21 protein-coding genes and 2 pseudogenes are annotated in these 25,561 nt (G+C 37.6%); 10 read left to right on the top strand and 13 right to left on the bottom strand.

The annotated features are described in order from the left end of the window. The 3 genes from IQ228_RS02960 to IQ228_RS02950 all read right to left on the bottom strand — a co-directional run. Window positions 1-1,618, bottom strand: a 1,618-nt coding sequence (locus IQ228_RS02960) for a hypothetical protein (RefSeq protein WP_228043657.1), incomplete at its 3' end; no start/stop codon positions are given. A gap of 66 nt (window positions 1,619-1,684) precedes the next feature. Continuing rightward, complete coding sequence (locus IQ228_RS02955; RefSeq protein ID WP_193962120.1) at window positions 1,685-4,936, bottom strand: tubulin-like doman-containing protein; 3,252 nt, start codon at window positions 4,934-4,936, stop codon at window positions 1,685-1,687. A 17-nt stretch (window positions 4,937-4,953) separates the two neighbouring features. Beyond that, window positions 4,954-6,102 carry a vWA domain-containing protein gene (locus IQ228_RS02950; RefSeq protein ID WP_193962119.1) on the bottom strand — a complete coding sequence of 383 codons (1,149 nt, stop codon included), beginning with the start codon at window positions 6,100-6,102 and terminating at the stop codon, window positions 4,954-4,956. 550 nt (window positions 6,103-6,652) lie between these two features. On the opposite strand from IQ228_RS02950, the pseudogene IQ228_RS02945 reads away from it, so the two are divergent. Beyond that, window positions 6,653-6,874 (top strand): annotated as a pseudogene (locus IQ228_RS02945) (pyrroline-5-carboxylate reductase dimerization domain-containing protein); the annotation flags it as partial. A 47-nt stretch (window positions 6,875-6,921) separates the two neighbouring features. Here IQ228_RS02945 and IQ228_RS02940 read toward each other — a convergent pair. The 6 genes from IQ228_RS02940 to IQ228_RS02920 all read right to left on the bottom strand — a co-directional run bounded on the left by IQ228_RS02940 (window position 6,922) and on the right by IQ228_RS02920 (window position 9,599). Continuing rightward, entirely contained in the window at window positions 6,922-7,185 is a 264-nt protein-coding gene (locus tag IQ228_RS02940) for a type II toxin-antitoxin system RelE/ParE family toxin (protein ID WP_027404422.1), read from the bottom strand. Next, entirely contained in the window at window positions 7,178-7,456 is a 279-nt protein-coding gene (locus tag IQ228_RS02935; RefSeq protein ID WP_193962118.1) for a hypothetical protein, read from the bottom strand. The genes IQ228_RS02940 and IQ228_RS02935 overlap by 8 nt, the downstream gene beginning before the upstream one ends. Before the next feature lie 112 nt (window positions 7,457-7,568). Next, complete coding sequence (locus IQ228_RS02930) at window positions 7,569-7,817, bottom strand: hypothetical protein (RefSeq protein ID WP_027404420.1); 249 nt, start codon at window positions 7,815-7,817, stop codon at window positions 7,569-7,571. A gap of 352 nt (window positions 7,818-8,169) precedes the next feature. Then, the gene (locus tag IQ228_RS02925; RefSeq protein ID WP_027404419.1) at window positions 8,170-9,165 is read right to left on the bottom strand and encodes a DUF2806 domain-containing protein; all 996 of its coding nucleotides are present in this window, start codon (window positions 9,163-9,165) and stop codon (window positions 8,170-8,172) included. Between the two features lie 79 nt (window positions 9,166-9,244). Further along, window positions 9,245-9,376 carry a hypothetical protein gene (locus IQ228_RS27030; protein WP_255549938.1) on the bottom strand — a complete coding sequence of 44 codons (132 nt, stop codon included), beginning with the start codon at window positions 9,374-9,376 and terminating at the stop codon, window positions 9,245-9,247. A 64-nt stretch (window positions 9,377-9,440) separates the two neighbouring features. After that, complete coding sequence (locus tag IQ228_RS02920) at window positions 9,441-9,599, bottom strand: DUF2281 domain-containing protein (RefSeq protein ID WP_228043655.1); 159 nt, start codon at window positions 9,597-9,599, stop codon at window positions 9,441-9,443. A gap of 74 nt (window positions 9,600-9,673) precedes the next feature. Between IQ228_RS02920 and IQ228_RS02915 the strand changes: the two genes are divergently transcribed. The 4 genes from IQ228_RS02915 to IQ228_RS02900 all read left to right on the top strand — a co-directional run bounded on the left by IQ228_RS02915 (window position 9,674) and on the right by IQ228_RS02900 (window position 14,833). Beyond that, a complete protein-coding gene (locus IQ228_RS02915; RefSeq protein ID WP_193962117.1) occupies window positions 9,674-10,294 on the top strand; it encodes a type I restriction endonuclease in 621 nt (206 codons plus the stop codon). Window positions 10,295-10,331: 37 nt separating this feature from the next. After that, window positions 10,332-10,766: a DUF29 domain-containing protein gene (locus IQ228_RS02910; RefSeq protein ID WP_015078603.1), complete on the top strand. Its 435-nt coding sequence runs from the start codon at window positions 10,332-10,334 to the stop codon at window positions 10,764-10,766. Window positions 10,767-10,926: 160 nt separating this feature from the next. After that, window positions 10,927-13,608 carry an RNA helicase gene (locus tag IQ228_RS02905; protein ID WP_027404416.1) on the top strand — a complete coding sequence of 894 codons (2,682 nt, stop codon included), beginning with the start codon at window positions 10,927-10,929 and terminating at the stop codon, window positions 13,606-13,608. A 646-nt stretch (window positions 13,609-14,254) separates the two neighbouring features. Beyond that, window positions 14,255-14,833 carry a Uma2 family endonuclease gene (locus tag IQ228_RS02900; protein WP_027404415.1) on the top strand — a complete coding sequence of 193 codons (579 nt, stop codon included), beginning with the start codon at window positions 14,255-14,257 and terminating at the stop codon, window positions 14,831-14,833. Window positions 14,834-14,899: 66 nt separating this feature from the next. On the opposite strand, the gene IQ228_RS02895 is transcribed toward IQ228_RS02900, so the two are convergent. Then, entirely contained in the window at window positions 14,900-16,396 is a 1,497-nt protein-coding gene (locus tag IQ228_RS02895; protein ID WP_193962116.1) for an HlyD family efflux transporter periplasmic adaptor subunit, read from the bottom strand. Between the two features lie 380 nt (window positions 16,397-16,776). On the opposite strand from IQ228_RS02895, the gene IQ228_RS02890 reads away from it, so the two are divergent. Then, window positions 16,777-17,682: an alpha/beta hydrolase gene (locus tag IQ228_RS02890; protein ID WP_193962115.1), complete on the top strand. Its 906-nt coding sequence runs from the start codon at window positions 16,777-16,779 to the stop codon at window positions 17,680-17,682. A gap of 148 nt (window positions 17,683-17,830) precedes the next feature. On the opposite strand, the gene IQ228_RS02885 is transcribed toward IQ228_RS02890, so the two are convergent. The 3 genes from IQ228_RS02885 to IQ228_RS02875 all read right to left on the bottom strand — a co-directional run bounded on the left by IQ228_RS02885 (window position 17,831) and on the right by IQ228_RS02875 (window position 19,424). Next, a complete protein-coding gene (locus IQ228_RS02885; protein WP_027404412.1) occupies window positions 17,831-18,193 on the bottom strand; it encodes a hypothetical protein in 363 nt (120 codons plus the stop codon). 638 nt (window positions 18,194-18,831) lie between these two features. Further along, window positions 18,832-19,068 (bottom strand): DNA-directed RNA polymerase subunit omega, encoded by a 237-nt coding sequence (locus IQ228_RS02880; protein ID WP_027404411.1) that lies wholly within the window; start codon window positions 19,066-19,068, stop codon window positions 18,832-18,834. Window positions 19,069-19,088: 20 nt separating this feature from the next. Further along, entirely contained in the window at window positions 19,089-19,424 is a 336-nt protein-coding gene (locus IQ228_RS02875) for a hypothetical protein (RefSeq protein WP_193962114.1), read from the bottom strand. A gap of 521 nt (window positions 19,425-19,945) precedes the next feature. Here IQ228_RS02875 and IQ228_RS02870 point away from each other — a divergent pair. The 4 genes and pseudogenes from IQ228_RS02870 to IQ228_RS02855 all read left to right on the top strand — a co-directional run. Further along, window positions 19,946-20,734, top strand: coding sequence for a TIGR01548 family HAD-type hydrolase (locus IQ228_RS02870; protein WP_193962113.1), 789 nt, complete (start codon window positions 19,946-19,948; stop codon window positions 20,732-20,734). 54 nt (window positions 20,735-20,788) lie between these two features. Continuing rightward, window positions 20,789-22,162 carry a cytochrome P450 gene (locus tag IQ228_RS02865; RefSeq protein ID WP_193962112.1) on the top strand — a complete coding sequence of 458 codons (1,374 nt, stop codon included), beginning with the start codon at window positions 20,789-20,791 and terminating at the stop codon, window positions 22,160-22,162. Window positions 22,163-22,308: 146 nt separating this feature from the next. Then, window positions 22,309-24,888: a leucine--tRNA ligase gene (gene leuS, locus IQ228_RS02860; RefSeq protein ID WP_193962111.1), complete on the top strand. Its 2,580-nt coding sequence runs from the start codon at window positions 22,309-22,311 to the stop codon at window positions 24,886-24,888. Between the two features lie 254 nt (window positions 24,889-25,142). Beyond that, window positions 25,143-25,561, top strand: a pseudogene (locus tag IQ228_RS02855) (hypothetical protein); the annotation flags it as partial.

Raw genomic sequence — 25,561 nt, 5'->3', positions numbered from 1 at the left:
ATGCTATATTAACAGTAGTATTCACATCATTTGTATATGTTTTCACAGTTGTTAATAACTGATCAATGGTTGTGATTAATTTATCAAAACTATTAACTTTATCGCTCACTCTTTGATCTAAATCATCCAATTTATTAACTGCTTTTTCGTAACTATTAGCTCCTTGCTGAAGTCCGGGAATAATTTGAGTTAAAAGATTTTGGTTATTTTGATGTAAATCTAATACCTGAATTGAAGTTTGGTTCATAGCTTTTATCTCTTCAGATAAACTAATTAAGCTCTGATTAGAATTTTCAGTTTCCGTTGCAACTTTGCTAATTAATTCCGTTGTATATGTTTTCACATTTTCTAATAACTGACTTATGGCTGTGATTAATTGATCAAAATTATTGAATTTATCTCCCACTCTTTGATCTAAATCATCTAATTTACTAGTTGCTTTTTCGTAACTATTAGCTCCTGCATGAAGTTGGGGGATAATTTCACTAAGAAGATTTTGGTTATTTTGATGTAAATCTAATACCTGAATTGAAGTTTTGTTCATAGATTTTATTTCTTCTCCTAAATTAATTAAACTCTGACTAGAATTTTCTATTTCAATTAAGGCATTTATAATCAATTCCGTTGTTGCTGCTAAACTTGTAGCTGACTCAGAAAATTTCTGCTGTGTATTACCCAAATCTACAGTAGCTAATGATAATTTGAGAGGAAACTCACTTTGCTTAAAAGTTTCAGCAGACTGTTTAAATATTTGAGATGTTGAATTTAATTCTGTCATGGAATGTTTAAATTCATTAGCAGCACTAGATATAGTTCCAGCAGCAGCATCAAATTTTTGATAAACTTGTGTAGCTAACTCCATAGTTTTTTGATTCCCGTCAGCAATTTGTTTTGCGACTTTTCCCATAGATTGTTCTACAGCTTTTCGCACTGTTTCCCCAAAGTTTGTTAAAAATTCATCTTGCTGGGATACCATTCTATTGACTATTTTATCAAGACGGGTATCACCCTGCACTTCAGGAAAATATACATTATCTAGATAATCTTCTAAAGAACTAATTAAGCGATATTTAGCAAGTCCACTATTAAATATAAAGTTGGCTACCGTTACCAAAGCACTGAAAAATAGTCCTGTTAAACTTGTAGTAAATGCAATACTCATTCCTTCCAATGGTTTCTTCAATTCAGTAACTAAATTACTGACATCACTAGCATTAACTTGATTAATCGTTTGACTCAAAGTAGATAAATTAATTGTAATCCCCAAAAAAGTACCAAGTAACCCAAAAGCTAATAGTAAATTTGGCAAAATGCGACATAAATAATCTATTTGTTCACAGGTAAATCCCTTGATTGTTTCCTGACTATAAATTTGATCTATCAATGCTCCTGTATTTACCTGTTCTAATTGTTTACTAGCTTGCTCAAATCTAGCTTCTAATGTTTGGATAATTTTCGGTTGTCCTTTCGCTGATCCTGTTTTGATTAATCTTTGAACTTTATCAGTCAAATCTATTAAATAGCGGTAAAGATATATGCGAAGAAAAATAGTAACTAGAGATGGAATAACGACTAGAAAGACAGTAATAAGAATTAAGTAAAGTGGTATTGGCGGCATAAAAATGACCCGTGATAGTGCAAGAAATTTGTGAGAATTGGGTAGATATGAACTACCCATAAAAAACTATAGTGGATATTGGAGAAAAATTCTTTGTTTTTCTCGTTCGTATTCTTCTGAAGTCATAAAACCTTCATCTAAATCTTGTTTAAGCTGCTCTAATTCTTGTCGTCGTCTTGAGCGATTATCAATATTATCTAGGGGAGAATTAGAAACTATTTCCCCCACAATAGCTTTTTGAGTTCCTGTATTGTTTCTTGGTAAAAGTGAATTTGTGTTTCTGAATTTCGCTTCCATTTTTTTCCAAAAACGATTAATAACCCCCTCTCTAACTGTAGGTTGAATATTGTCTGGTGAGACATATACTGTTTGTATATAAGGAAAATTGGGACTATCTTCGAGAATTTTCTTTAGCTTGTCTGCAAATTGACGCAGTTGCGGTAGATATTCATTTTCCCATAATTTTGGATTATTTTCCATTTGGGAAATTGTATCATCCAAAATTTGCTTTAACGTATCAGCCATATTGCGGTTATTTGCCAAATCTTCTAAAGCTTCCATCCAATTTGCACTCACAGCAGCAGTATAATAACTATCTTGAAAAGAGTCATAATGTTTAAACTCTAATTCCTGAGTATCCTGATTTTCTGCTAATAACTCTAATGCTAAACAAGGATAAAAAATATCCTCTAGTTCTTCCATTCTTCTAGCATTAGGTGGAATGATATCAGGAAAAGAAGCGCGATAATCATTATGCAAGAAAGATGTACCAGAATTTTGTTCTCGTAAATATGGGTTTCTCATTCTTTCCAAACTACTAATTAATCTCAACGGAAACCCTGCATACTCATTCACAATTAGGATTTCATCATCTGCTTGTATTGCTTTTAAAACACTTGTGGAAATTCCTAATTCTTGTGTTAGCAGTTTTTTAAACTCTGTTACATCTGATTCATCTATATCTTTAGATCCTACTAATTTACTACTTTTATCATCCTCGTCTCGGAAATAAGGATCATTTAAATTTAAACGCAGCAAGGGTTGAGCTTCCTGCATAATTTGCGTTAAACGAGTTGAACGCGCAGCTAAGGAGTATTTCTGCATGAAGCGTTTAATCACAGAAGTAACAATATTGCTACCTCGAAAAGCAAATAAAGTATTAACTTTCAAATCAATTTTTTCTTTTAGCTGAGAATAAGTAGTGCGTTCCATATTTAGGAAAAATCCTAAAGATGCTCCTCTATCGGTTTCCTTAGTAATTTCTGAACTTGCTAATATTAATTGAGGACGACTATCATTTTCTGGTATCATTGTTTGATAGCAAAGTTCTATATCTTCAGTATCAAAAATTGCCTCTCCACTCATTTCATCGAAATTCAATTGTTTTAATTCTCTTTCCTCTTTTTCATAAGCACTTTCTAAGTCCTCTACTAAACTACTAAAAGCTGCAATTTGCTTTTCTTTTTCTTGAACTTGCTTTTGTAATTGATTGACAATTTTCAAAGTTTCTTGCAATACAGTTAATTCAAAATTATGCTTGATAATTTTGTAAACTTCTTGCATTACTTTTTTGCACTCCTCCTGAAATGGAATGTTTTTGAAATCAACAAAGGGAATACCTAGTTTATTTTCCATATCTTCAATTGTTTGTTCTGCATTATCCCATTTTCTTTCTATATCTTCTAAGTGCTTTATGCCTCCAAAATCAGTAATTGATTCTTGTAAATCTCGTTGATATTTGTGTAATTCGTGTCGCAGAGAATCTAACCAATTGTGTGTATTTTTAATGGAGAAATTAGGATCTACTGGTGTGAGTAATTGCATCACATAATCATCAATATTCCGATTAAGTTCTTTGGTAATCTTAGGAGTAGCTTGTATTAATTTCGTCAACCAATAACCGCGACTACTTTCTGTTTCTCCTGGTTGCACTGTGCGAAATTGTTTATAAAACTCTGTTGCTAATTGCTGACGGATATTAGTGCGGTCATCTTTGTTTTTACATTCAGCAATTAACCGGGATAATTTATTTTGCCAAGTTTTGAGAGTATTACTAAAGGTCTTATTAGATTCTTCTACAGATTCTGCTAATTTATTAGTTAAACCATCTCGTTTGCCTAAGTCATTAGGCCAATTATGTTGAATCAAAAATTGCTCAAGTAAGTTAATAGGATCTGGACTTTGACCTTTACCATTTAACCAAAACGTGACTAACTCTAAACCTACCTTTGTTAAAGCAATTTCGATAATAGTATCACGAGGAAAATAAATTGCTGACAGTCCAAATGTTAAGTATCTTTGGGTGTTACGACGAGGATGTTTATCTGATTCAATCATTTTTTCTTTAAAATTATCCCTGTTGCTTTTCATTACAGGTGCTAATTCACCTGAAAAATCAAGAGCAATCTTATGAGCAATCACATTACATAGTTTACCTTGTGTCAGAATCTGATATTCCCCTAGTGTTTTATTAGAAATTAAATAAGTATAGTCAAATGGCTCTTTTTTATTTTGTACAATTACCGAATTTTCAAGATCATAAACTGCTTCAAAAGTTGTACCGGGAGTGCTGTAATAATTTAATTCTTTCAGAGCCGCGTAAGTATTTGTAATCATTTTGTTGGTATTGCCATATAAATCAGGACTAATCACTAAATAAGCAAAAATTTTAGCAGTTTCATCTCTATAGATATCTCTAAGGCTATAAGCAACATCTAAAAACATCCCACTTCCTGTACCACCACAGAGAGAACCAACAACAAAAATATTTAACCCTGGTTCAATTCTTAAACCCGATTTCAGCAAAAAAGATTCGTGTCCTCTCGTTCGGTTTTCTGCTGTTACAATTGATGTTTTAATTTTTTGGTAGTTGTGAAAAAAGGCTAGTCTTCCTACAGGTCTTATACATTTTGCTCCGTCTTCAATTGCTCCAACATCTTGCAATAACCGAGGAGGAAACCATCTTCCAATATGGTCATAAGGTCCGTAATTACTATATTCCGAACGCCGTTCTAGTCCTTCTACAAACATGGTGACATCTCTTGATGACATGGTAGCGCCGACTTTTTCAGCTTCTTTAAAACTTAAATCCACACCATGATAGGTACTCCCTGTTCTAATTCCTGTAACTTGGGTGGCTGCTTTATCTGTATCAATGTGAACAAAACTGACAATTGGTAACTTATTTAGGTGTCCATAACGGTCAACAATTAACCGTCTAATTCGCATTAATACATCTCTACCAGTGCCACCTAAACCGATACAAATTGTGCGATTAATTCCTCTAGATTGGGTTTCTTTTGCAGATGCTTGAGTCATAGTTTTTCCCCTGAATACTATTTTTCAACTTTAACATTTATTTGGTAATCACGCTGGCGTGAATCTGGACAATTTAGCGTAAATCTAGAATTGGTTATAAGAGTCTTTGATGTAATTTTTTTGTTGTTTAGTTGAATGTTTCCTTCTGGTGTTGGGACTAAATATAGTTTTTCTCCTTGACGTTGTAAATAGCCTCTAATTTCTCCTCCTGGACTGTCAATAGAATCCCCATAGCTAGGATCATCTTCACCTATGGCGATTTTTTTCGTATTTGGTAGCATACATAATTTTTCTTCATCTTCTGCATCATCTTCAAATCTAATTCGCAATTTCCATTTTTTTTGTAATCTGGTAAATTTGCATAGACTCCAAACACCAGCAGCTATTAATAATAATAAAATCAGACTGGGAAACCATAACTGTTTGAGTAAATAAGGATTAACTAAACAAGTTTCTTGTCCTCCTGGTGCTGGTGTGCAAATTTCTTGAACTGTAGGATTAAGGTCTATTACAGATAGTTTATAATCTTTATTATCTTGATTTTTAATGATGAGCGATCGCTCTTGTAAAGGTAAACTCTTAATCCAATTCTGTCTCTCTTCACTCTCCGGTGATGTCGCAATTCTGAAAGGACTATCAGCAGGAGTTTCTATCCAAATTTCGGAAGTAATTCCGGGCTTAGTACCTAATGTTGCATCAGTTATCCAAACAACAGACTGTGGTTTAATTGATTGATTTTTTGCAAGGCGATTTTGATTAATCTGCGCCACACCTTGATATACTGTTAACTCTGCTCTTTGAATATCTGTACCATAGCGGTTAGGATCATAATTAAAAGGAATTTTTGCTAATACTTTATTAATATTTTCTGAATTTTTCTTGCTAAAATATATAGGTTTTCCTAATGGATTTTCTACAGAAATAACCTCATCAAAAACCACATTTTTAGCAAAGGGAACAACATAAACAGAATCTCCAGGTTTGAGACTGTCTTCAACTATCTGACGTAGGCGAATACGTCCTTGGTCATTTAAACCCACACTTTCCGTTACATCAATGGCTAACACAACATCACGTTTACCCCTACCCAAGAGGGATACTAACTGTAAGCCTTTTTTTTGTGTATCAGTCAGTGGTTGTCCAGGGGTAATTTTTGTCAAAGTCACAAACCCTATAGCCCATTAAATAGTGTGTATTAGAATTATTACACAAATAGTCTTAAAGTTTCCGTCTTTACGCCCTGACGCGAAACATAATTTATACGGCTATTATGTAAAGCCTTCATATTATGTATACTTTTTATTGATTATTAGTTAATACAAATCAATAACTGAGGCTGTTAATCCCAATTTGCTAGTATAATCACAACTCACACTTACCGTTCATATACTTCACTCCGATAAGCGATAGCAAAGCGCGACCTAGGAATCGCCACAACCAATACCCGCACCACTTCATCTTGTATACTCAACACGGCTTAATAATTTGATTCTGTGGGTAGGGGTTTAGCAGTGGTAATTGGTGTCAATTTAACGTAAAACCTTTAGCCCGCCTGGGAATTCATTCCCAGTCTAATAGCAAAAGTCATCTGAAGATGACTAAAAATCCCCAGTTTATACTTGAGAAGGTAATAACTTGCGTTTTTACATCATAGTAATGCGATAGCGAAGCACTCCGTAGGAATCGCTGTCCTCAATTTCATTAACTTAGCCTAGAAGAGCGATCGCTAAACAACTAGCTATACAAACGTTTTTAGGAACAGCCACACTGATACAAGAAACCAAAATCCACCCCGCCGAACTTAAAGATCAAGTTACCAGTCCTGATGGTACAACCATTGCCGGTGTCAGCGCCTTAGAAAAAGCCGGTTTTCGTTCCGCTATCATTGAAGCCGTCAAAGCCTCGAAAGAACGCGCTCAGGAATTGGGGAAAGGGTAAGAGGTGAGGTTGTTGATCCAATCTACCAGTAAAATCACAACTCACATTTACTGTTCATATACTTCGCTCCGATGAGCGATAGCCACAACAAATACCTGCACCACTTCATCTTCTATCGAATAGATTACTCTGTAGTCGCCGATTCGGTAGCGATAGTACCCTGCATAATCTCCCTTGAGGGCTTTGATGTTAGGGTGCGACTGGGGGGTTTGCTCTAGCTGCTGCAAACATCGGGCAATTTTCTTTGCTAGGGCTTTATCAGCATTAATATAAACCTTTTGGGCATCGGGATGGAGAACAACTTCATACATCAGATCGAAGGGTTCTCCAATTTGTGTAATGGGTTTTAGGAGTTGTTTGATTTTGCTTAACTCGTTCTAGCAATCCAGGAATTGCTAAAAGTTCTTGGGTTGCAGCTTCGCTTTCAGCATTTGCTAAGTAAGCGGCAAAATCAGCAAGGACTTGTAATCTTTCTGGTGATAGTTGTTTGAGTAATTCATTAAGGTGGTTCTGTAACTCTGTCACAGATTCTAAAACCTCCAATGATCTATCTGAAGTTGGGGAATTATCCATAGTATTCATTGTTTACCTCCACTTTCTAAAATTGCTAAATTAGCTGTTGGGAAATGTTGCAGTTATTCAATCTATTGATCACATTTGTTGATATCAAACTTATAAGGAAAAAGTGTGATCACTAATAATCTTCCTTTTTACGATCAATAATATCAATTATCAAAAAACCCTGATCTGTTTTTTTAAATAGTAGCCGCACACTTCCATCTACTCTTACCAACCACGTATCCGTGTTATCGAGTCTATCAGAGTTTAGTTGGTGTGAGTTACTGACATCTAGCTGCTTTATTAACTGAGAAACTTTATTTTTTTGATTCAATGGCATGGTTTCATAAGCCATCAAAGCTTTTTCTCTGAACTGTACAGTCATTTTACCATCTCCATAAACAAGCAGGAGGGAAAGAAATTAAAGGGTTGTTCCCAATAACTTGTCGGTTAAGGAAATGTAGGTTGGGTTGAGCGACAGCGAAACCCAACAAAATCCTTGATAATGTTGGGTTTCGTTCCTCAACCCAACCTACCATATAATGAATTTTTAGGCTTAACCGAGCAGTATTGGGTTTGTTCCTACATCATAACCTTCAGCTTAATATAGTTGCCTACTACCGCGAATAGGATCAACTTCATTGGACAGAATTTCTTCATCTCACTCTGAAACTTCTAAAACCTCTATTGCTCTGCAACCGAATTTTTATGCTGTATGCCTAAAACATTCGACATCATTAACCTGGGTCAGTAGAAAGATATGTTTTGTCTCCTATGTGAATGAATCCTTCCTCTTCTCTAAGAATAGATGCCCAAGCAATTTTCATGCCTTCTCGATTGAATTTTTGGGCAACAAACTTGACATACTCCATGTCAGGTTGAATCGAGATAAGCTTCAAAAGTTCTGCGCCTGCTTTTGTCAAACACCCGACCTTATTACTAATTTGAGGCGTATCTTTCTCTCTTTCCAGAAACAGAACTAATGAACCGTAGAATAGTTGAGAAGTTGTACCTGCGGTAGAGGCTTCAAAGGAAAAACTCAGATTATCGCTATCATTTACAAGACCAGCTTCTCTGAGAGCAAGAATTTCGGAAAAATTAAGTGTATTATCTTTTTTGAAGATATATTCTTGCGGATCAAGAAAAAAATTCATCCTCTTAGTCCCTAGAGCATACTGCCCTAATTTGACAAAGTTTTCTGCCTCTTGACGTGAAATATTTTTTAGTGTCTCAAGAGTGCGTAATGAGAATGAGCCAGGTTTCGTAATCTCACCAGCCAGAATTTTACCCCACCAGTATTGAAGATCTTCTGTCGAGATTTTCTCTGCTATATCAAAAAAGTGGTTAATCCATTCTGGTTCTGGCTTGTTCTCTGGAATTTTGCTTTCACCTGATAGTTCTTCAGCAGCATTTGCACACACAGATTCTATATTCTGCTGTTTACGTAACTCCTGATACTTGCTACGATTTACCACTCGTTCAGGAAGTGAGAGAATTTGGCTAGGTATTTCAGCAGGGGACAAAATCTTGATTTTGCCATCTTCATAATCTGTACCACCAAGCAATTTGCGACTCTCAGCCATAGCTTGAGAAATAACTTGTATCTCGTATGCCTTAGCATCAGCAGTCTTCTTGATAAGGTACGGCTTTGAAATCGCACCTACTCCTTCAGCCATTACTTCAATCAATCTTTTCAGTGGTTCACTGATACCAGCTAGATCTTTTATTTCCATTTATAACGAAGACTGAATAGATAATTTGATACTAAATGCTAACACATAATTTGAACATTGAACCCTAAGTGATCGCACTCTATCTAGAAGTATTGAAAGAAGATGGACAACCCATACCCCAACCGTTCACAGAAGTTGGTAAAGTAGTAGTAACGATATAAATTTGACCTTTGAAATAATAAATCAGGGTATTGGTATCCAAAACGTACATCTAGAGGCTCTCCCGCAAGATGTCTTGTCCTGATTCGGTGCGAATTTCTTCTAAAGTGGGAAAGTCATCTTTCCAAGTTCCAGCAAGTGAATAAACTAATTCTGACCGTTTGACTGTTATTTAGGTGTTTAGCACGGATAAATTCAGCAAAAGTCAGAATCTCATCAGCTTGATCTGGAGGAAGAGTTTTGACAAGTGCATAAATCTGTTCAGCAATAGTCATAATAGAGTTTTAGATAAAATCAGGTCGGTGAAATTATTTTATCGTAGATGTAACTACTGAGACAAAAATTTACCATGCAAACACTAGCCGTTACTGAAACTATCACCACCATCGCTGAAGCAGAAAAACGATTTGGCTTGAGTCGCAATGAATCTCAGGATTTTTTCACAGAATGGCATAATCAATTACCTGAAATTAATCCCAATGACCACACCAACCTAGAAATTCTCTGGAAACGTTATCTTTATCATCGTTCAGGTGGACATTTATTAGAAAATACAGTAATGCTATTACTCGTTTCTCCATTACTTACAGTTGCAGGTTTATATGATCCACCTTTTCGCATCAAAGCAGAAGAATCTGTACAAATAACAATAGCTGATAGCGAAGAAACTCTCCAGGGTCGAATAGATTTACTGGTATTACAAGACCGTCTATGGGTAATTGTTTTAGAATCCAAAAAAACCATGTTATCAGTTTGGTCAGCATTGCCACAAACCCTGACTTACTTAATGGCTAGTCCCAACACTGATTTACCTAATTTTGGAATGTTAACCAATGGCGACGATATTGTGTTTGTCAAACTAGAAAATCAACACTATGCCATATCACGAGTATTTGCCCCATTGTCTACCCAAAGCGAATTAGAATCTGCCTGTCGAGTTCTGTGCAAAATTGCCGAAATAGTCAAATGATAAAAAAGTGTAAAATTAGGGAAAGAGGAGAAATACTATGCTAACCCAAACAGATTACGCCCTCTGGATTGAAGAGACAATTAATCTATTGAAAGAGCAAAATTATCATAGTGTTGACTGGGAAGACTTAATTGAGGAGATTGAAAGTTTGGGAAGGAGTCAAAAGCGAGAATTGCGAAACCGGCTCATCACAATGCTAGAACATTGTCTTAAACTTTGTTATTCAGACTACGTTCAAGACTATCGTGGTTGGACAGAAACAATTAAGCGTAGTCAGCGAGAATTGAAAGGCTTATTGGAAGACTCTCCCAGCTTAAGACCGTATTGGGATGAAATATTTATAGAATGTTATATCAGCGCATTAACGACGCTGCGAGAGAACTCTGATTATCAATCTTTTTCTTTTCCTGATGATTGTCCTTTTCCTCAAGAAATAGATCAAATTTTGCAACAAACTTCTTGGCGGAAGTAGTCAGTGTAATTGCTTGGCGAGGTCTCCGCAAAATTGCTGAAATAGTAAAATGATTAAAAAAAGCTCAGTAATACCTTCACAACTTGCGCTTTTCCTGTCAACGTAGCAAACCACGAATCACGTTATGATAGTGGATAGTCTGCTTGTAAATTATGATTGAGTGAATTATTCCGACTTCGCTAATGAACTTGACCTTGGGTCAATCTTCCCCTTTGAATTAGATCAATTCCAAAGAGAAGCGATCGCCTCCCTCAATGCTGACCGTTCAGTAGTTGTCTGTGCGCCCACAGGTTCAGGAAAGACCCTCATCGGGGAATATGCCATCTATCGCGCCTTATCTCGCGGGAAACGGGTATTTTACACCACTCCCTTGAAGGCGTTATCTAATCAAAAACTCCGAGACTTCCGCGAAAAATTTGGCTTTGATCAAGTTGGACTCCTCACCGGAGACGCTTCCATTCATAGGGATGCACCAATTTTGGTCATGACCACAGAAATTTTCCGCAATATGCTCTATGGCACGCCCATAGGTCAAATTGGCATCTCCTTAGCCGACGTTGAGGCTGTAGTGCTAGATGAGTGCCACTACATGAACGATCGCCAAAGGGGTACAGTCTGGGAAGAATCCATCATCTACTGTCCCCGCAGCGTCCAACTTGTAGCCCTTTCTGCCACCGTTGCCAACAGTGATCAACTTACCAGTTGGTTAAATCATGTTCATGGTCCCACAGACCTGATTTACTCCGATTTTCGCCCCGTTCCCTTAGAATTTAACTTTTGTAATCCCAAAGGATTATTTCCGTTATTAAATGAAACCAATACCAAAATTAATCCTCGCTTAGTCAAAAAGGCTAAAAAAGGATATTGGGAAAAAGGCAAAGCTGGTAGACCAGAACCGCCTGGTATTATTTATACCCTGAGCCAACTCCAAGAACGGGATATGCTTCCCGCCATTTACTTTATTTTCAGTCGTCGGGGCTGTGATAAAGCCGTTGAAGAAGTTGGTGATTTATGGTTAGTTAATAATGATGAGTCCCAAATCCTCCGCCAACAAATTGACGAATTTTTACGCCGTAACCCCGATGCTGGCAGGGCTGGACAAGTTGCCCCACTGTATCGAGGCATAGCTGCCCATCATGCCGGCATTTTACCAGCTTGGAAAGGATTCGTCGAAGAACTGTTTCAACAGGGATTAATTAAAGTCGTATTTGCCACAGAAACCTTAGCAGCGGGAATTAATATGCCTGCTCGGACAACAGTTATTTCTACTTTGTCTAAACGCACTGATAACGGACACCGCTTACTCAATGCTTCGGAATTCTTGCAAATGGCAGGGCGGGCTGGTCGTCGAGGGATGGATATGCAAGGTTATGTAGTAACATTACAAACCCCCTTTGAAGGCGCAAAAGAAGCATCCTATTTAGCCACATCCAAAGCTGATCCCTTAGTTAGTCAGTTTACACCCAGTTACGGCATGGTCTTGAACCTGCTGCAAACCCACACCATAGAAAAAGCCAGAGAACTGATAGAACGCAGTTTTGGACAATATATGTCCAATTTGCACCTCCAACCAGATTTTGAAGAACTGGGACAATTTCAAAGCGAATTATCGCAAATTCAATCACAACTGGCGGCGATTGATGAAAGTGAATTGATGCAATACGAAAAGCTGCGTCAACGCTTGAAAGTAGAACGCCAGATTTTCAAAACCTTGCAAGAACAAGCACAGGAAGATAGACAGGCACAACTGGCAATGATGCTAGATTTTGCCATATCTGGAACTATGTTGAGTCTCAACGACAGAAACGCCATGTCACCCCTACCAATAACAGTAGTGCTGGTTGACAAAGCCGTGAGTGTGGGTGAGACATCTTACTTTGTTTGCTTGGGGCAAAATAACCGTTGGTATGTGGCAACTTCAGCAGATATATTAGATATGTATGCAGAAATGCCACGAGTAGAAGTTCCATCTGAGCTAATACCACCTTCAGAATTGAGCTTGAAACGAGGACAATCAATTCGTGGTGATGAAAGCACCATTGCGATCGCTCAAAGCATACCTAATCCTGAAGAATTTAACCATCTACCCACAGAAGTAAGAGAACAACTCAGTCGCCTAACTGCTGTCCAAGAACAGTTAGAAAACCATCCCATTTATAAATCGGGTAACATTGCCAAAATATTCAAAAATAGGGCGCGTTGTGTCGAATTAGAAGCAGAAATTGAACACCTACAAGAACAGGTATTACTACAGTCTCAAAGATATTGGGAAGAGTTTCTCTGTTTAATTGAAATTTTGCAATTCTTTGAATGTTTGGATAACTTAGTTCCCACAAAATTAGGAGAAATTGCGGCAGCCATTCGCGGTGAAAATGAATTGTGGTTAGGTTTAGTTCTAGCCAGTGGAGAATTAGATAATATTGGTCCCCATAACCTAGCAGCAGTAATAGCCGCTTTGGTGACAGAAAGCCCCCGCCCAGATACTAGGGTTGATTTCAACCTGTCTACAGAAGCAGATGCAGCCTGGTTAACATTACAACCGATTCGCCGTTCTGTGTTAAAGGTACAGTATCGTCATGGGGTGGCCTTACCTGTAGGTTTAGAAACTCGTTTTATCAGCTTGATTTCCTTGGTGGAACAATGGGCGCTAGGGGTAGAGTGGAAAGCATTATGCGAGAAAACCACTTTAGATGAAGGGGACGTAGTGCGAATTTTACGCCGCACTCTGGATTTATTATCCCAGATTCCTCATGTTCCTAATTTACCAGATGTGTTGCGGCGCAATGCTCAACGGGCGATGCAGTTAATTGATAGATTCCCTGTGAATGAAACAATGGAGTAATTAGGGTTTGCGGAAAAATTATCTGTGATAGCGCAGCGTGACGTAAGTCATGGGTAGGACTTACGCAAGTGCCACACCAAAAATCTGTTGTAGGGTGCGTCAGACTGCATAAATCCTGCAAATAAACAGATTGTTGATATCTGACGCACCCTACCAATGTGCCAGTTGCGTAAGTCCTGATGGGTTAAAAGTTAGGCGGTTAACAATAGACTAGAAGCAAAAGTGAGCAGAAAAACAGACATATAAAGTAAAAAAGGCCTTCGAGAAACAGTAAATCACCAAAAATGAACACTACAGGAGAGTCTTGCAGCAAGGGAAGCGATGCCTGCGGCGAGCGAAGCTATCGCCTGTTCGATCAAATCATGCCGCCAAGGTGGTATCAACGAAAACTCCAACAACTTCCCATACTTGGATGTTTGTAGACCTTTAGCCGCTTATCTACATTATTAGCCACAAACACCAAAGAACAAGGTATTGTTGATGAAAGCGATTTTAGGCGTTGCTGATTTGAGGTATGAAAATGATTTTTGATGATTTCAAAACCCTTGTAGAGACGTTCCATGGAACGTCTCTACACCTAAATTCATACCTGGTTTCAGCAACGCCCGATTTTAATTTGTGTTGAGCGCAGATGAGGTAATAAAAAATGATTGCTGTAAAAGATAAGTTCCCTAAGTTAACACCCGAAGAATATTTTGTCTGGGAAGAACAACAACTGCTTCGCCATGAGTATCTTAATGGTGAAATTTACGCTATGAGTGGGGGGACTCAAAATCATGGACGGATTGCTAGTAATATTATTTTCATTGTTAAAGGTCATTTACGGGGCGGTGGTTGTCAGGTTGGTAATTCCGATTGTCGTGTAAATATTGTGGAAACGAAAGATTATGTTTATCCTGATGTGAGCGTTACTTGCGACGAGAGAGATAGGACCGCAATCCAAGCCATTCAATATCCCTGTCTAATTGTCGAGGTTTTATCTCCCAGTACAGCCAGTTATGACCGAGGGGATAAATTTAGATTGTATCGTCGCAATCCTAGTTTGCAAGATTATGTTCTGGTTGATGCTGAGAAAATAGCGATTGATTTATACCGCAAAAATGATCGCGGTAATTGGGAAATTTTTAATTATCAGTCGGGGGATAATATCGAGCTACGAAGTATTGATTTAAGTTTTCCCATTGAGTCGGTTTATGAGGATATTGTTTTTGAAGAATTAGGATAAATTGTTTTGAGACTCATTCATGACTGGGCGCAGTCCCTGCGCCCCTACATCCTGAATCTGTGACTTTTATCTGACAGAAAATGCCTCGCTAAAACGTCGAGTAATCGGTTCAATAATGAATGTTAAAACTGACTTTTTGCGAGTGACTATTTCGGCATTAGCCGCCATTCCTGGATTGAATTCTACGTCTTGTCCACGGACATTTAAAGAATGTTTACTTAATTTAATTCTGGTGGGAAAAACCAAACCTAAGTCTTTATCAATTATGGCATTGGGACTGATTTGTAATACTTCACCATCAACTACACCAAATTCTTGAAACGGAAAAGTGGCGATTTTGACCTTTGCTTTCATTCCCTGATTAACAAAACCAATATCACGGTTAATAACTTTTACTTCTAAGAGCATTTCTTCCCCTTCTGGTAAAATTGATAGTAGTTCTTCTCCAGATTGGACTGGACCTTTGGTAGCTTTAATTTTGTAAATTGTGCCAGCAACGGGGGCTTTAATAGTTTCTCCGTCTTTTTGTTGTTTGGCTTGTTCTAATTGACCGGCAACGGTAGCTAATTCTTCTTTGCGTTTATTGATTTGGGTGAGAATTTCACTTTGACGTTCTGAGGTTAACCGGATGTTTTGATTTCGGGCTGTTTGATAAGCCTGTTCTGCTTGGTTAATTTCTTGAAATTGGGCAGCAACGTCTTTTTCCAAAGAGGCAATTTTATCTTTTGCTTCTGTTAAGTTATTTTGATTTTTAGTAACTTCATCGGCATTTCTGATAATATCTGCATTGGCACGATTTAATCTTTCTTTAGCATCTAAATAATCAACTCTGGTTAAAGCACCTGGTTCAACTAAGGTACGAAGATTTTCTTCCCGTTGTTTAGCAATAGATAAATTATTATCTAACATAGAACGTAGACTTTTGACATTTTCTAAGTTTTTTTGCACATTGGTAAAACTGACTTTAGCATTGGCTAAATTTTCTTGTAAGCGACTCAAACGGACTTTGGCTTGATTGAGAATTGATTGTTGACGTTTGGCTTCTGCTGCTGCTGCTGCTTGTTTGGCTTTATAGTCTAATAACCGCGAGTTTAAAAGTTCATCTTGGAGGATTGTTCCCGCAGTTTTGCCTCCAGAACGTTCAGCTTGTAATCGTTGTAAATCATCTTCAATTAATTTACTCGATTTGGCTAGACGGTTGACATCTGTTTGCTGAAAATTGGGATCACGTTGAATGAGAATTTGATCTTTGGTCACGCGATCGCCTTCTTTCACTTTTACTGCTAAAATAGAACCATTACCCAAAGCTGTCACCGGTCTAACTTGGGTAGAAGCAATTAATTCTCCTGTTGCTGTGGCGACTTCATCAATTTCTGAAAAATGCGCCCAGGAAATTGTTCCAAAGATGATGAAACTAATTGTTCCTGCTAATAATCTTGTATAAAGCGGTGGTAATTCCTGGACAGCTTTCCCCAATTCATAGGATAATTGTTCTTCTGGTTTTGCAAATCTTTCTTTTGTTTGACGCGCTTGTACAGCATTTGCAGCTAGGGAAAATTTCATAATTTGTCAGTTTTGTTAGTTGTTTTTTTATTGATTGATGCCAATTTTATCTCAGCTTTATCAAACTAACTTCTTCAGGTGAAAAGGCTTAATGTGGTAATTTTGTGAAGCTGTATTAAGAATTGGTGTGGGCAATAACTAAATGTTTAATAGTAATCTATGCCAATATAAAGTATTGTTATGTAAGTCACTGAACATATCCAGATCCCCGACTTCTTAAAGAAGTTGGGGATCTATATTAATTATTCTGGTTATTTTGATAACATGATTGTTTTTAGGAAAATTATCTGTATTTATTCCTACAGTTAGAAGCACTTTTCTCTACAATATACGTTAATAAGCTAGTAGCTTACTAGATAGGAACATAAAAAATTAACTTTATGATTTACCATAGCAATGCGATCGCATCTCGTAAAGAGGGAAAATTTTCAGGTGTGTGTGGGCTTGATTTGTATTACCAAAGTTGGCATCCTGGCGGTGAAATCAAGGGAATCTTAGTCATAGTCCATGGACTCGGAGGACATAGCGGACTTTACAAGACGATAGTTGACCATTTGTTACCAAAAGAATATGCTATCTATGGCTGTGATTTACGTGGTCACGGGCGTTCATCTGGTCAAAGAGGTTACATTAATACCTGGGCTGAATTTCGTGATGACTTACAAACTTTCCTCAATTTAATTCGACAACAACAACCAGGATGCCCAATTTTTTTATTAGGACATAGCATGGGGGGAGTAATTGCCTTAGATTATACTCTTCGTTATGTGCAAGATAAATCTGCGTTGTCAGGTGTGATTGCTTTTGCACCCAGCATTGGTCAAGTAGGAGTACCCCTGAGTCGCGTCGTTTTAGGTAAATTACTCTCCCAGGTGTGGCCTCGTTTTTCCTTAAATATTGGCTTGGATGTCCGCGCAGGTTCACGAGATCAGAAAATCTTAGATTCCTATACTCAAGATAAATTACGCCATACTCTCGCTACTGCTAGGTTATCTACGGAGTTTTTTGCCACAGTAGATTGGATTCATAATCATGCGAAAAAATGGCAAGTACCATTGTTAATTTTACATGGTGGTGCGGATAGAATTGCCTTGCCAGCAGGAAGTGAAATATTTTATCAAAATGTTATCTATCCAGATAAATTAAGAATTGAATATCCTGGAGCTTATCATGATTTACACTACGATATTAATTATCTTCAAGTAATCACTGATTTAGTTAATTGGATGGATCAACATTTACCTGCTACGGTAGTTCCATTAGAATCAACGATCAGTAATGAATAATCAATAATAATACAGTAGAATTCAGGAGTCAGGAGTAAAACTGGTTTACAAGCATATTATAGCCCCCTCCTCGCTTGCGGGGAGGGGTTGGGGGTGGGGTTAAAAAATGCCCTATACATATACATTTGCATTTAGTGTATATTGACAGTTAATTAATCCGAAATAGATAAAAGCCAATAAGTACCAAAATAAAAATCATAGTTGTAGAATAGACAATTACATCTTTCACTAAAAAGGAAATCCAATCTTTTCTCAACTCCTGTTTAAACTTGAGTTCTCGTAATTTACGCTCAAGTTCTATATCTTCTTGATCAGGTAATCTAGTGTAAGGAATAATTTGGATATCATTAATAACTTCCTCTGTCGTGTCTGGATTTTGCCAATTATCCAATCCATGATTAGATTCAGTAGAAATAATTGGTAAATTATCTAAATTGCCATTTTTAAGTTCTTTTTTAATGACCTTCTTCGCAATTTTGACGATTAAATCTTCTAAATTTTTATCCACCATATCTGGTAAAGTTCAAAAGCCTTGATTTTTCGTTAGTCCACGCAGGTGGACTTTGTTTGTGTAGTAGCGTCCGCGAAGCGTGCCGGAGGCATCTTTCTAATCGCCGGAAACTTTTCAAACATCCTCTTAGGGACTTCCAATTAAAAAAATACCCAAAAATCTCTTGTGGTGCGGGACGAAAAGCCTGCTAAGCTGTTACGCAGCTAAATTTGATAACCATAATTTACTTGAACTTTGTAGTGCGGGCATCTTGCCCGCTAGAATTATACAAACTAAATGCACAACAGCTTAATCATCAAGGACGAGCAGGATGCCCATCCCACAAAATTGGGTAATTTATTTTTTGGTGTTCCCTTAGCCAGCAATTCTCATTTTAAGGTTTCATGACATTTAAACCCTTACATTCATAGGGTTTTACAATTCTTAACAAATCCGGCGATAGCGAAGCACTGCTGCAAGCAGTTCGCTGAAATGGCGCAACCTCGTTTCCAAGAATTACTGCATCTTAGCCCCCTCATCGCTTGCGGGGAGGGGGTTGGAGTGTAGCTCATAACACCGGGAAGTGCTGTAATTTCTTGAAAAACTTGCCTCTCTATATTCCTGAAGCGAACAAATATTCTGACTCCTGACTCCTTAAATTACAATTCACCGATAATTTCTGGCTGATTTAATTCATCAGACATTTCAATAATTGCTCTGAGTACGGGTTTCATGATAGAATCTTCGTTATTTTCAAAATCTTCATAACGTCGCCGTTTAGCACGATTTGCCACCTGTACAGTAATGCGATAGCGGTTTGACGCAGCACTAATTAATTCTTCAGAACGGTGCATGATTTGAGACTGAGTTGTCTCGAACTTAGAACGCTTAAGCATAATTGATGACTCTGGAGATTCTATTCTAGTTTACTCGGATTTTTCAAATTTAGATATGGAAACGGGAACGATCCTTGAGAAATTTGCCTAACCAGGACAATGAGACTGAGAATTTGCCGAAATTGTTGGATTTTTTGTTTAAAAAGTTGGTTCTCTAAATGGAGATTTCTAATCTTTTTTTTAGCTAAATAAATATTATCTGGTAACCTATGTAAAGCTGCATAACTAGCACATTCATATTGATTAAATATATCTGTTATCAACGCTAGAGTATTTTTTGCTTTTCGTAATTGTTGAGCTAAATGAAAGAGCATAATAGAAATAAAGATGTTAATCAGGACAACGATAGTTACCATACTTTATATTGCTTGCCACTGATTTAATCGCAATTGTAGCCTTATTATATCAGCATTGTCAGTTTTTAGCCTTTTATCTATCTATGGGAATTAAAAAATCAGGCGTTACTGATAGCCTGCGTGGCGATAGCCATATGGAAAGATGAAATTGGTAAATTTAACCTTTGCAACCTTAATTCTTTGCGCCTTTGCGCCTTGGCGTGAGACATATTCATATATTTTAGGACTTACGCACGCTCACTAACTTACCATCATATGAATGAACGAAATTGCGTCGTTTTCGGCTTTGGGAATAACTTATTGAGTAGGGTGTGGTTCGGCAAGCTCACCAACCACGTCAGATAGAGGAAATCTGTTTTTTACCAAATTATTGGGTCTGACGCACCCTACAAGAGATAAAATCCACATTACATATTTAGAAAATTTTGTCAATGCGTAAGCCCTATATTTAATCAGCAACACCAAAAATCAAATTAGAATTACTATAGAATTTTGTATATCATCCTTTTCTAGTTTCTGTCATGACCGCAAGCACAAGAGCAATAGTTGTATTTGATATAGACGGGGTTATCCGTGACGTTAGCGGCTCATATCGTCGGGCAATATCCGATACAGTCGAACATTTTACCTCCCAAGCCTATCGTCCCACACCAACAGACATTGACAACCTCAAATCAGAAGGAATTTGGAATAACGATTGGGAAGCCTCCCAAGAATTAATTTACCGGCATTTTGTCAGTCAAGGACAACAGCGAGAACAACTACAATTAGATTATGAAAATATTGTTACTTATTTTCAAAGCCTTTATCGGGGTACAGACTGCGAAAATTGGAACGGCTACATTTGTCATGAACCTTTATTAGCACAGCCTAGTTATTTTCAAGAACTCACGCAATCTGGTATTGCTTGGGGTTTTTTTAGTGGTGCTACTCGCTTGAGTGCTAACTACGTTTTAGAAAAACGCTTAGGTTTACAATCTCCTATCCTAATTGCTATGGAAGACGCACCCGGTAAACCAGATCCTACCGGACTTTTTGCGACTATTAACATCTTAGAAAATGGTAATAATCAAAAACAAACAGTTGTCTATGTAGGTGATACTGTAGCAGATATGCACACTGTAGAAAAAGCCAAAGCCATAGATAATTCTCGGATTTGGTTAGGTGTTGGAGTATTACCTCCCCACGTTCAGGAAACAACAGCAGTTAGTGAAGCTTATACACAAAAGCTGGTACAAGCTGGGGCAAAGCTAGTGTTTAATAATGTGCAAGAATTAACAATGAAAACGATTTCTCAATTAGAATCGTGAACTCATACCTGCCGATTTTTCTGAATTATCTAGAACAATAGAGAATTTATCAAAATGTCTAATTTAAAACTACCTAATGGACCGAACACTCACCCTTGGATACAAACATTCCAATGGGTAAAAAACCCTTTGGGATATCTGGAAGAATGCGCCAAAAATTATGGTGATACTTTCACCTTAAGAATCGGTCCACTTTTTAAACCACAAGTATTTATTAGCAATCCCCAAGGGATTCAACAGATTTTTACCACAGACCCCAAACGGCTAGATTCTGGTACGCCTGCAGGTTCGGGAGTGCCGCTTTTAGGACCAAATTCTCTCTTATCCTTAGAAGGTAAAACTCACCAAAGGCAGCGAAAATTATTAACTCCTCAATTTCATGGGGAACGAATGCTAAATTATGGTGAATTAATTAATAATATTACTCAGCAAGTAACTAGTAAATGGCAAATTGGGGAAGTTTTTCCAATTTTGTCTTCTATGCAAGAAATTTCTTTTCAGGTAATTTTAAAAGCTGTATTTGGATTGAAAGACGGGGAACGTTACGACAAACTCAAACAAAATCTAATTGCTATTCTCAATCCCAAAAGACCTTTGTTCAGGGTAGCAATGATTATGTTTCCATTCTTGCGACGGGATTTAGGTGCATGGAGTCCTTGGGGACGCTTTTTAAGATTACGTCAAGAGCTAGATGATATCATTTATGCAGAAATTCACGAAAGGCAATTACAACCAGATCCATCTCGGACTGATATTCTATCTTTAATGATGGCTGCTCGTGATGAAGTTGGAGAAGCAATGACAGATATAGAATTACGTGATGAGTTGATGACTTTGTTAGTCGCAGGTCATGAAACTACAGCCAGTTCTTTAGCATTTGCTCTATATTGGATTCATTCTCAATCAGGAGTCCGTGAAAAGCTATTAGCAGAATTGGATAGCTTGGGTGAAACTCCTGATGCAAATGCAATTTTCAAATTGCCTTATTTGAATGCTGTTTGTTCAGAAACACTGCGTTTATATCCAGTAGCAATGTTAGGATTAAATCGCTTGGTGAAATCACCACTAGAAATTGGAGGTGAAAAATTTGAGCCGGGAACTATTGTCGTTCCCTGTATTTATTTAACCCATCATCGAGAAGATTTATATCCCAATTCGCAACATTTTAAACCAGAGCGTTTTTTAGAACGGCAATTTTCTCCTTCTGAATATTTACCTTTTGGTGGTGGTAATCGTCGCTGTATTGGCATGGCTTTTGCATTATTTGAAATGAAAATTGTGTTGGCAAAAGTGCTATCTAATTGGCATCTAAAATTAGCGGAAACCGAACCAGTTAAGCCTGTTCGCAAAGGCTTATTATTAGGTCCTGGTGGTGGTGTCAAGATGATTCTCAAGGAGAAACGTCGGCAAAATCAATCAGTTATCTAAAAAGCGCGTTAGTTAAAGAACCTGCCTCAGAACGAATTTTTGTGGAACATTGAGTGGAACATTTAATTTCTAGCCACAATACCTTCGCGGCAGTCGAGATTATGCCACAATAGCGAAATTAGCTAACAGCATTAGGAGTTTTAGTTGTGGAGTCCCCCCAAAAAACGTTATACCAACCAGCCACAATTGAGGAAAAATGGCAAAAAACATGGTCAGAACTTGGCTTAGATAAAACACCTCAAGATCAAAATAAGCCAAAATTCTACGCGCTTTCCATGTTTCCCTACCCCTCCGGTAGCTTGCACATGGGTCACGTTCGTAACTATACAATTACAGATGTTATTGCCCGACTCAAACGGATGCAAGGGTATCGGGTATTACATCCAATGGGTTGGGATGCTTTCGGACTACCCGCAGAAAACGCCGCCATTGATCGAGGTGTACCCCCAGCCAAATGGACATATCAAAATATTGCCCAAATGCGGCAACAATTACAACGTCTGGGTTTATCCTTAGATTGGGAAACTGAACTTGCTACCTGTTCCCCAGATTATTATAAGTGGACACAGTGGATTTTTCTGCAATTTTTACAAGCAGGTTTAGCTTATCAAAGAGAAGCCGCAGTGAATTGGGACCCCATAGACCAAACCGTATTAGCAAACGAACAAGTTGACAATGAAGGACGTTCTTGGCGCAGTGGGGCAATCGTAGAACGTAAATTACTGCGTCAATGGTTTTTCAAGATTACAGACTACGCCGAAGAATTATTAAATGATTTAGATAAACTCACAGGTTGGCCAGAACGAGTTAAATTAATGCAAGCCAACTGGATAGGAAAATCCACAGGTGCATATTTAGAATTTCCTATTGTGGGCTTAGATGAAAAAATCGGCGTTTATACCACCCGTCCCGATACCATTTATGGTGTGAGTTACGTCGTCTTAGCCCCAGAACACCCTTTAACTAAAGTGGTGACAACTTCCGAACAAAAAGCAGCGGTAGAAGCCTTTATTAAAGAAGTATCTAACCAAAGCGAGTTGGAAAGAACCGCAGAAGACAAACCAAAACGGGGTATTCCTACCGGGGGTAAAGTAATTAATCCTTTCACTGGGGAAGAAGTACCGATTTGGATAGCTGATTATGTTCTTTATGAATATGGTACAGGTGCGGTAATGGGTGTACCTGCACATGATGTCCGAGATTTCAAATTTGCCAAAGAACAAAATTTAGCTATTAAAGTGGTAATTGTTCCGGAAATTGGTGGAGAAGAAACTTTAAAATCAGCCTATACAGAAGCGGGAATTTTAGTTAATTCTGGTGACTTCAATGGCATGAATTCTGTAGATGCGAAAAAAGCCATTATCGAATTTGCCGAAAAACAAAACTTTGGTAAATTAAGAATACAATATCGCCTCAGAGATTGGTTAATTTCTCGACAACGTTATTGGGGCGCACCTATCCCTGTTATTCACTGTCCTGAATGTGGAATTGTGCCAGTTCCTGACAAAGAGTTACCTGTACAATTACCAGAAGATATCGAATTAAATGGCCGTGGTGGTTCACCTTTAGCACAATTAGAAAGTTGGGTAAATGTCCCTTGTCCAACTTGCGGTACTCCTGCGAAACGGGAAACCGATACAATGGATACTTTTATTGATTCTTCTTGGTATTTCTTACGTTATTCTGATGCCAAGAATGGGGAAAAGATTTTTGATTCTGGTAAAGTAAATGATTGGATGCCTGTAGATCAATATGTGGGGGGAATTGAACACGCAATTTTACATTTATTGTATTCGCGTTTCTTCACTAAAGTATTGAGAGATAGAGGTTTATTTAACTTTGATGAACCATTTCAAAAGCTGTTAACTCAGGGAATGGTACAGGGTTTAACTTACATGAACCCAAATAAAGGTGGTAAGGATAAATGGATTCCTTCAAATTTAGTTGATGCTAATAATCCTGTAGATCCGCAAACTGGAGAACCTTTACAACGTCTCTATGCTACCATGTCCAAATCAAAAGGAAATGGTGTCGCCCCGGAAGATGTCATTAATAAATACGGCATTGATACGGCGCGGATGTTCATTTTATTTAAAGCACCTCCTGAAAAAGATTTGGAATGGGATGAGGCTGATGTTGAGGGACAATTCCGCTTTTTAAATCGCGTTTGGCGGTTAGTTACTGATTATGCTGCTGCGGGTGTTTGTCAGCAAAAAGCAGAAGTTGATAAGTTAAATAAAGCGGAAAAAGATTTGCGTCGCGCCATTCATATTGCGATTCAAGCAATTACGGAAGATGTGGTAGATGAATATCAATTCAATACGGCAATTTCGGAATTAATGAAGTTAAGTAATGCCTTAACTGATGCTGATTGTCATAATTCGCCAATTTACGCGGAAGGGATTCTAACTTTGGTGATTATGTTAGCACCTTTTGCCCCCCATATTGGTGATGAATTATGGCAATTGTTGGGGAATAAAAATTCTGTGCATACCCAAACTTGGCCAAGTTTTGATCCTGCGGCTTTGATAGCTGATGAAATTACTTTGGTAATTCAAATTATGGGTAAAACTCGCGGTGCTATTCAAGTTCCTTCAAAATCTGACAAAGCGGAGTTGGAAAAATATGCGCGGGAGTCGGAGGTTGGACAACGTTATCTTGAAGGGAAGGAAGTTAAAAAGGCGATCGTTGTTCCTGGTAAGTTGGTGAATTTCGTTTTGGGTTAATATTTTTGTAGGTTGGGTTAAATGAAATGCAAATCAACCTAACCTACAAATTTTGTATTCTTATTCATGTAAGATACATGAATATACTTAGGTAAAAATAAAAGTTTTATATTGCATTATTATACTGAAATAGCTGAATATACATCTGTCAGACATTACGCACTTACTTTTTCTGCCCAAAAACCTTACTGCAAGGACTCTAGTTTCCTTGCGTCAACCTAACCTACAAACTTTTATTGCTTGAATAAGAGTGAATGAACCACGAAGGAAGAAAGAAGAAGAAGATAAGTAATATTGCACTGGGAAGGGAGTATAATGGGTGTGGTCTACTTGTAAAGTTAAAAGACTATTATTTATTTATGTACTTACAAAGAATTCAAGTACCTGATTTTCGGGCTTTAAAAGATATAGATATTAGTTTTGAGAAGGAATTTATTCCGCGTATTTTTCCCCTTGGTAGTCAAAATGGAGGGGGTAAAAGTACATTGTTACAATTGATTTTTGTGTTGTTACACTGTTCTGGAAATCCTGATAGAGTGGAGTTTATACAAAATTTACTTTCTGGTTTTCAGGTTAATCATGAATCTGGAAAAAGGACATTAGCTATCATTGATATTTGGGATGGTAGTAAAACTATAACATTAGAGTTTTTTGTTAGTAATGAATCTTATAT

The organism is Dolichospermum sp. LEGE 00246 (genome assembly GCF_015207865.1).
GTDB classification, from domain to species: Bacteria; Cyanobacteriota; Cyanobacteriia; order Cyanobacteriales; family Nostocaceae; genus Dolichospermum; species Dolichospermum heterosporum.
Note: the sequence above shows the minus strand (reverse complement) of the source record. Positions and strands in the feature narration are given on the sequence as shown.

What these genes read in the sequence shown, in the direction of transcription:
- IQ228_RS02940 (WP_027404422.1), bottom strand. Translation starts at nt 7,185, where the DNA reads ATGTATGAAGTTGTTCTCCATCCCGATGCCCAAAAGGTTTATATTAAT.
- IQ228_RS02900 (WP_027404415.1), top strand. Translation starts at nt 14,255, where the DNA reads ATGATTGCTGTAAAAGATAAGTTCCCTAAGTTAACACCCGAAGAATAT.
- IQ228_RS02880 (WP_027404411.1), bottom strand. Translation starts at nt 19,068, where the DNA reads ATGCTTAAGCGTTCTAAGTTCGAGACAACTCAGTCTCAAATCATGCAC.
- IQ228_RS02890 (WP_193962115.1), top strand. Translation starts at nt 16,777, where the DNA reads ATGATTTACCATAGCAATGCGATCGCATCTCGTAAAGAGGGAAAATTT.
- IQ228_RS02925 (WP_027404419.1), bottom strand. Translation starts at nt 9,165, where the DNA reads ATGGAAATAAAAGATCTAGCTGGTATCAGTGAACCACTGAAAAGATTG.
- IQ228_RS02895 (WP_193962116.1), bottom strand. Translation starts at nt 16,396, where the DNA reads ATGAAATTTTCCCTAGCTGCAAATGCTGTACAAGCGCGTCAAACAAAA.
- IQ228_RS02915 (WP_193962117.1), top strand. Translation starts at nt 9,674, where the DNA reads ATGCAAACACTAGCCGTTACTGAAACTATCACCACCATCGCTGAAGCA.
- IQ228_RS02910 (WP_015078603.1), top strand. Translation starts at nt 10,332, where the DNA reads ATGCTAACCCAAACAGATTACGCCCTCTGGATTGAAGAGACAATTAAT.
- IQ228_RS02955 (WP_193962120.1), bottom strand. Translation starts at nt 4,936, where the DNA reads ATGACTCAAGCATCTGCAAAAGAAACCCAATCTAGAGGAATTAATCGC.
- IQ228_RS02935 (WP_193962118.1), bottom strand. Translation starts at nt 7,456, where the DNA reads ATGAATACTATGGATAATTCCCCAACTTCAGATAGATCATTGGAGGTT.
- IQ228_RS02870 (WP_193962113.1), top strand. Translation starts at nt 19,946, where the DNA reads ATGACCGCAAGCACAAGAGCAATAGTTGTATTTGATATAGACGGGGTT.
- IQ228_RS02865 (WP_193962112.1), top strand. Translation starts at nt 20,789, where the DNA reads ATGTCTAATTTAAAACTACCTAATGGACCGAACACTCACCCTTGGATA.
- IQ228_RS02930 (WP_027404420.1), bottom strand. Translation starts at nt 7,817, where the DNA reads ATGACTGTACAGTTCAGAGAAAAAGCTTTGATGGCTTATGAAACCATG.
- IQ228_RS02875 (WP_193962114.1), bottom strand. Translation starts at nt 19,424, where the DNA reads ATGGTAACTATCGTTGTCCTGATTAACATCTTTATTTCTATTATGCTC.
- IQ228_RS02885 (WP_027404412.1), bottom strand. Translation starts at nt 18,193, where the DNA reads ATGGTGGATAAAAATTTAGAAGATTTAATCGTCAAAATTGCGAAGAAG.
- IQ228_RS02920 (WP_228043655.1), bottom strand. Translation starts at nt 9,599, where the DNA reads ATGACTATTGCTGAACAGATTTATGCACTTGTCAAAACTCTTCCTCCA.
- IQ228_RS27030 (WP_255549938.1), bottom strand. Translation starts at nt 9,376, where the DNA reads ATGTACGTTTTGGATACCAATACCCTGATTTATTATTTCAAAGGTCAA.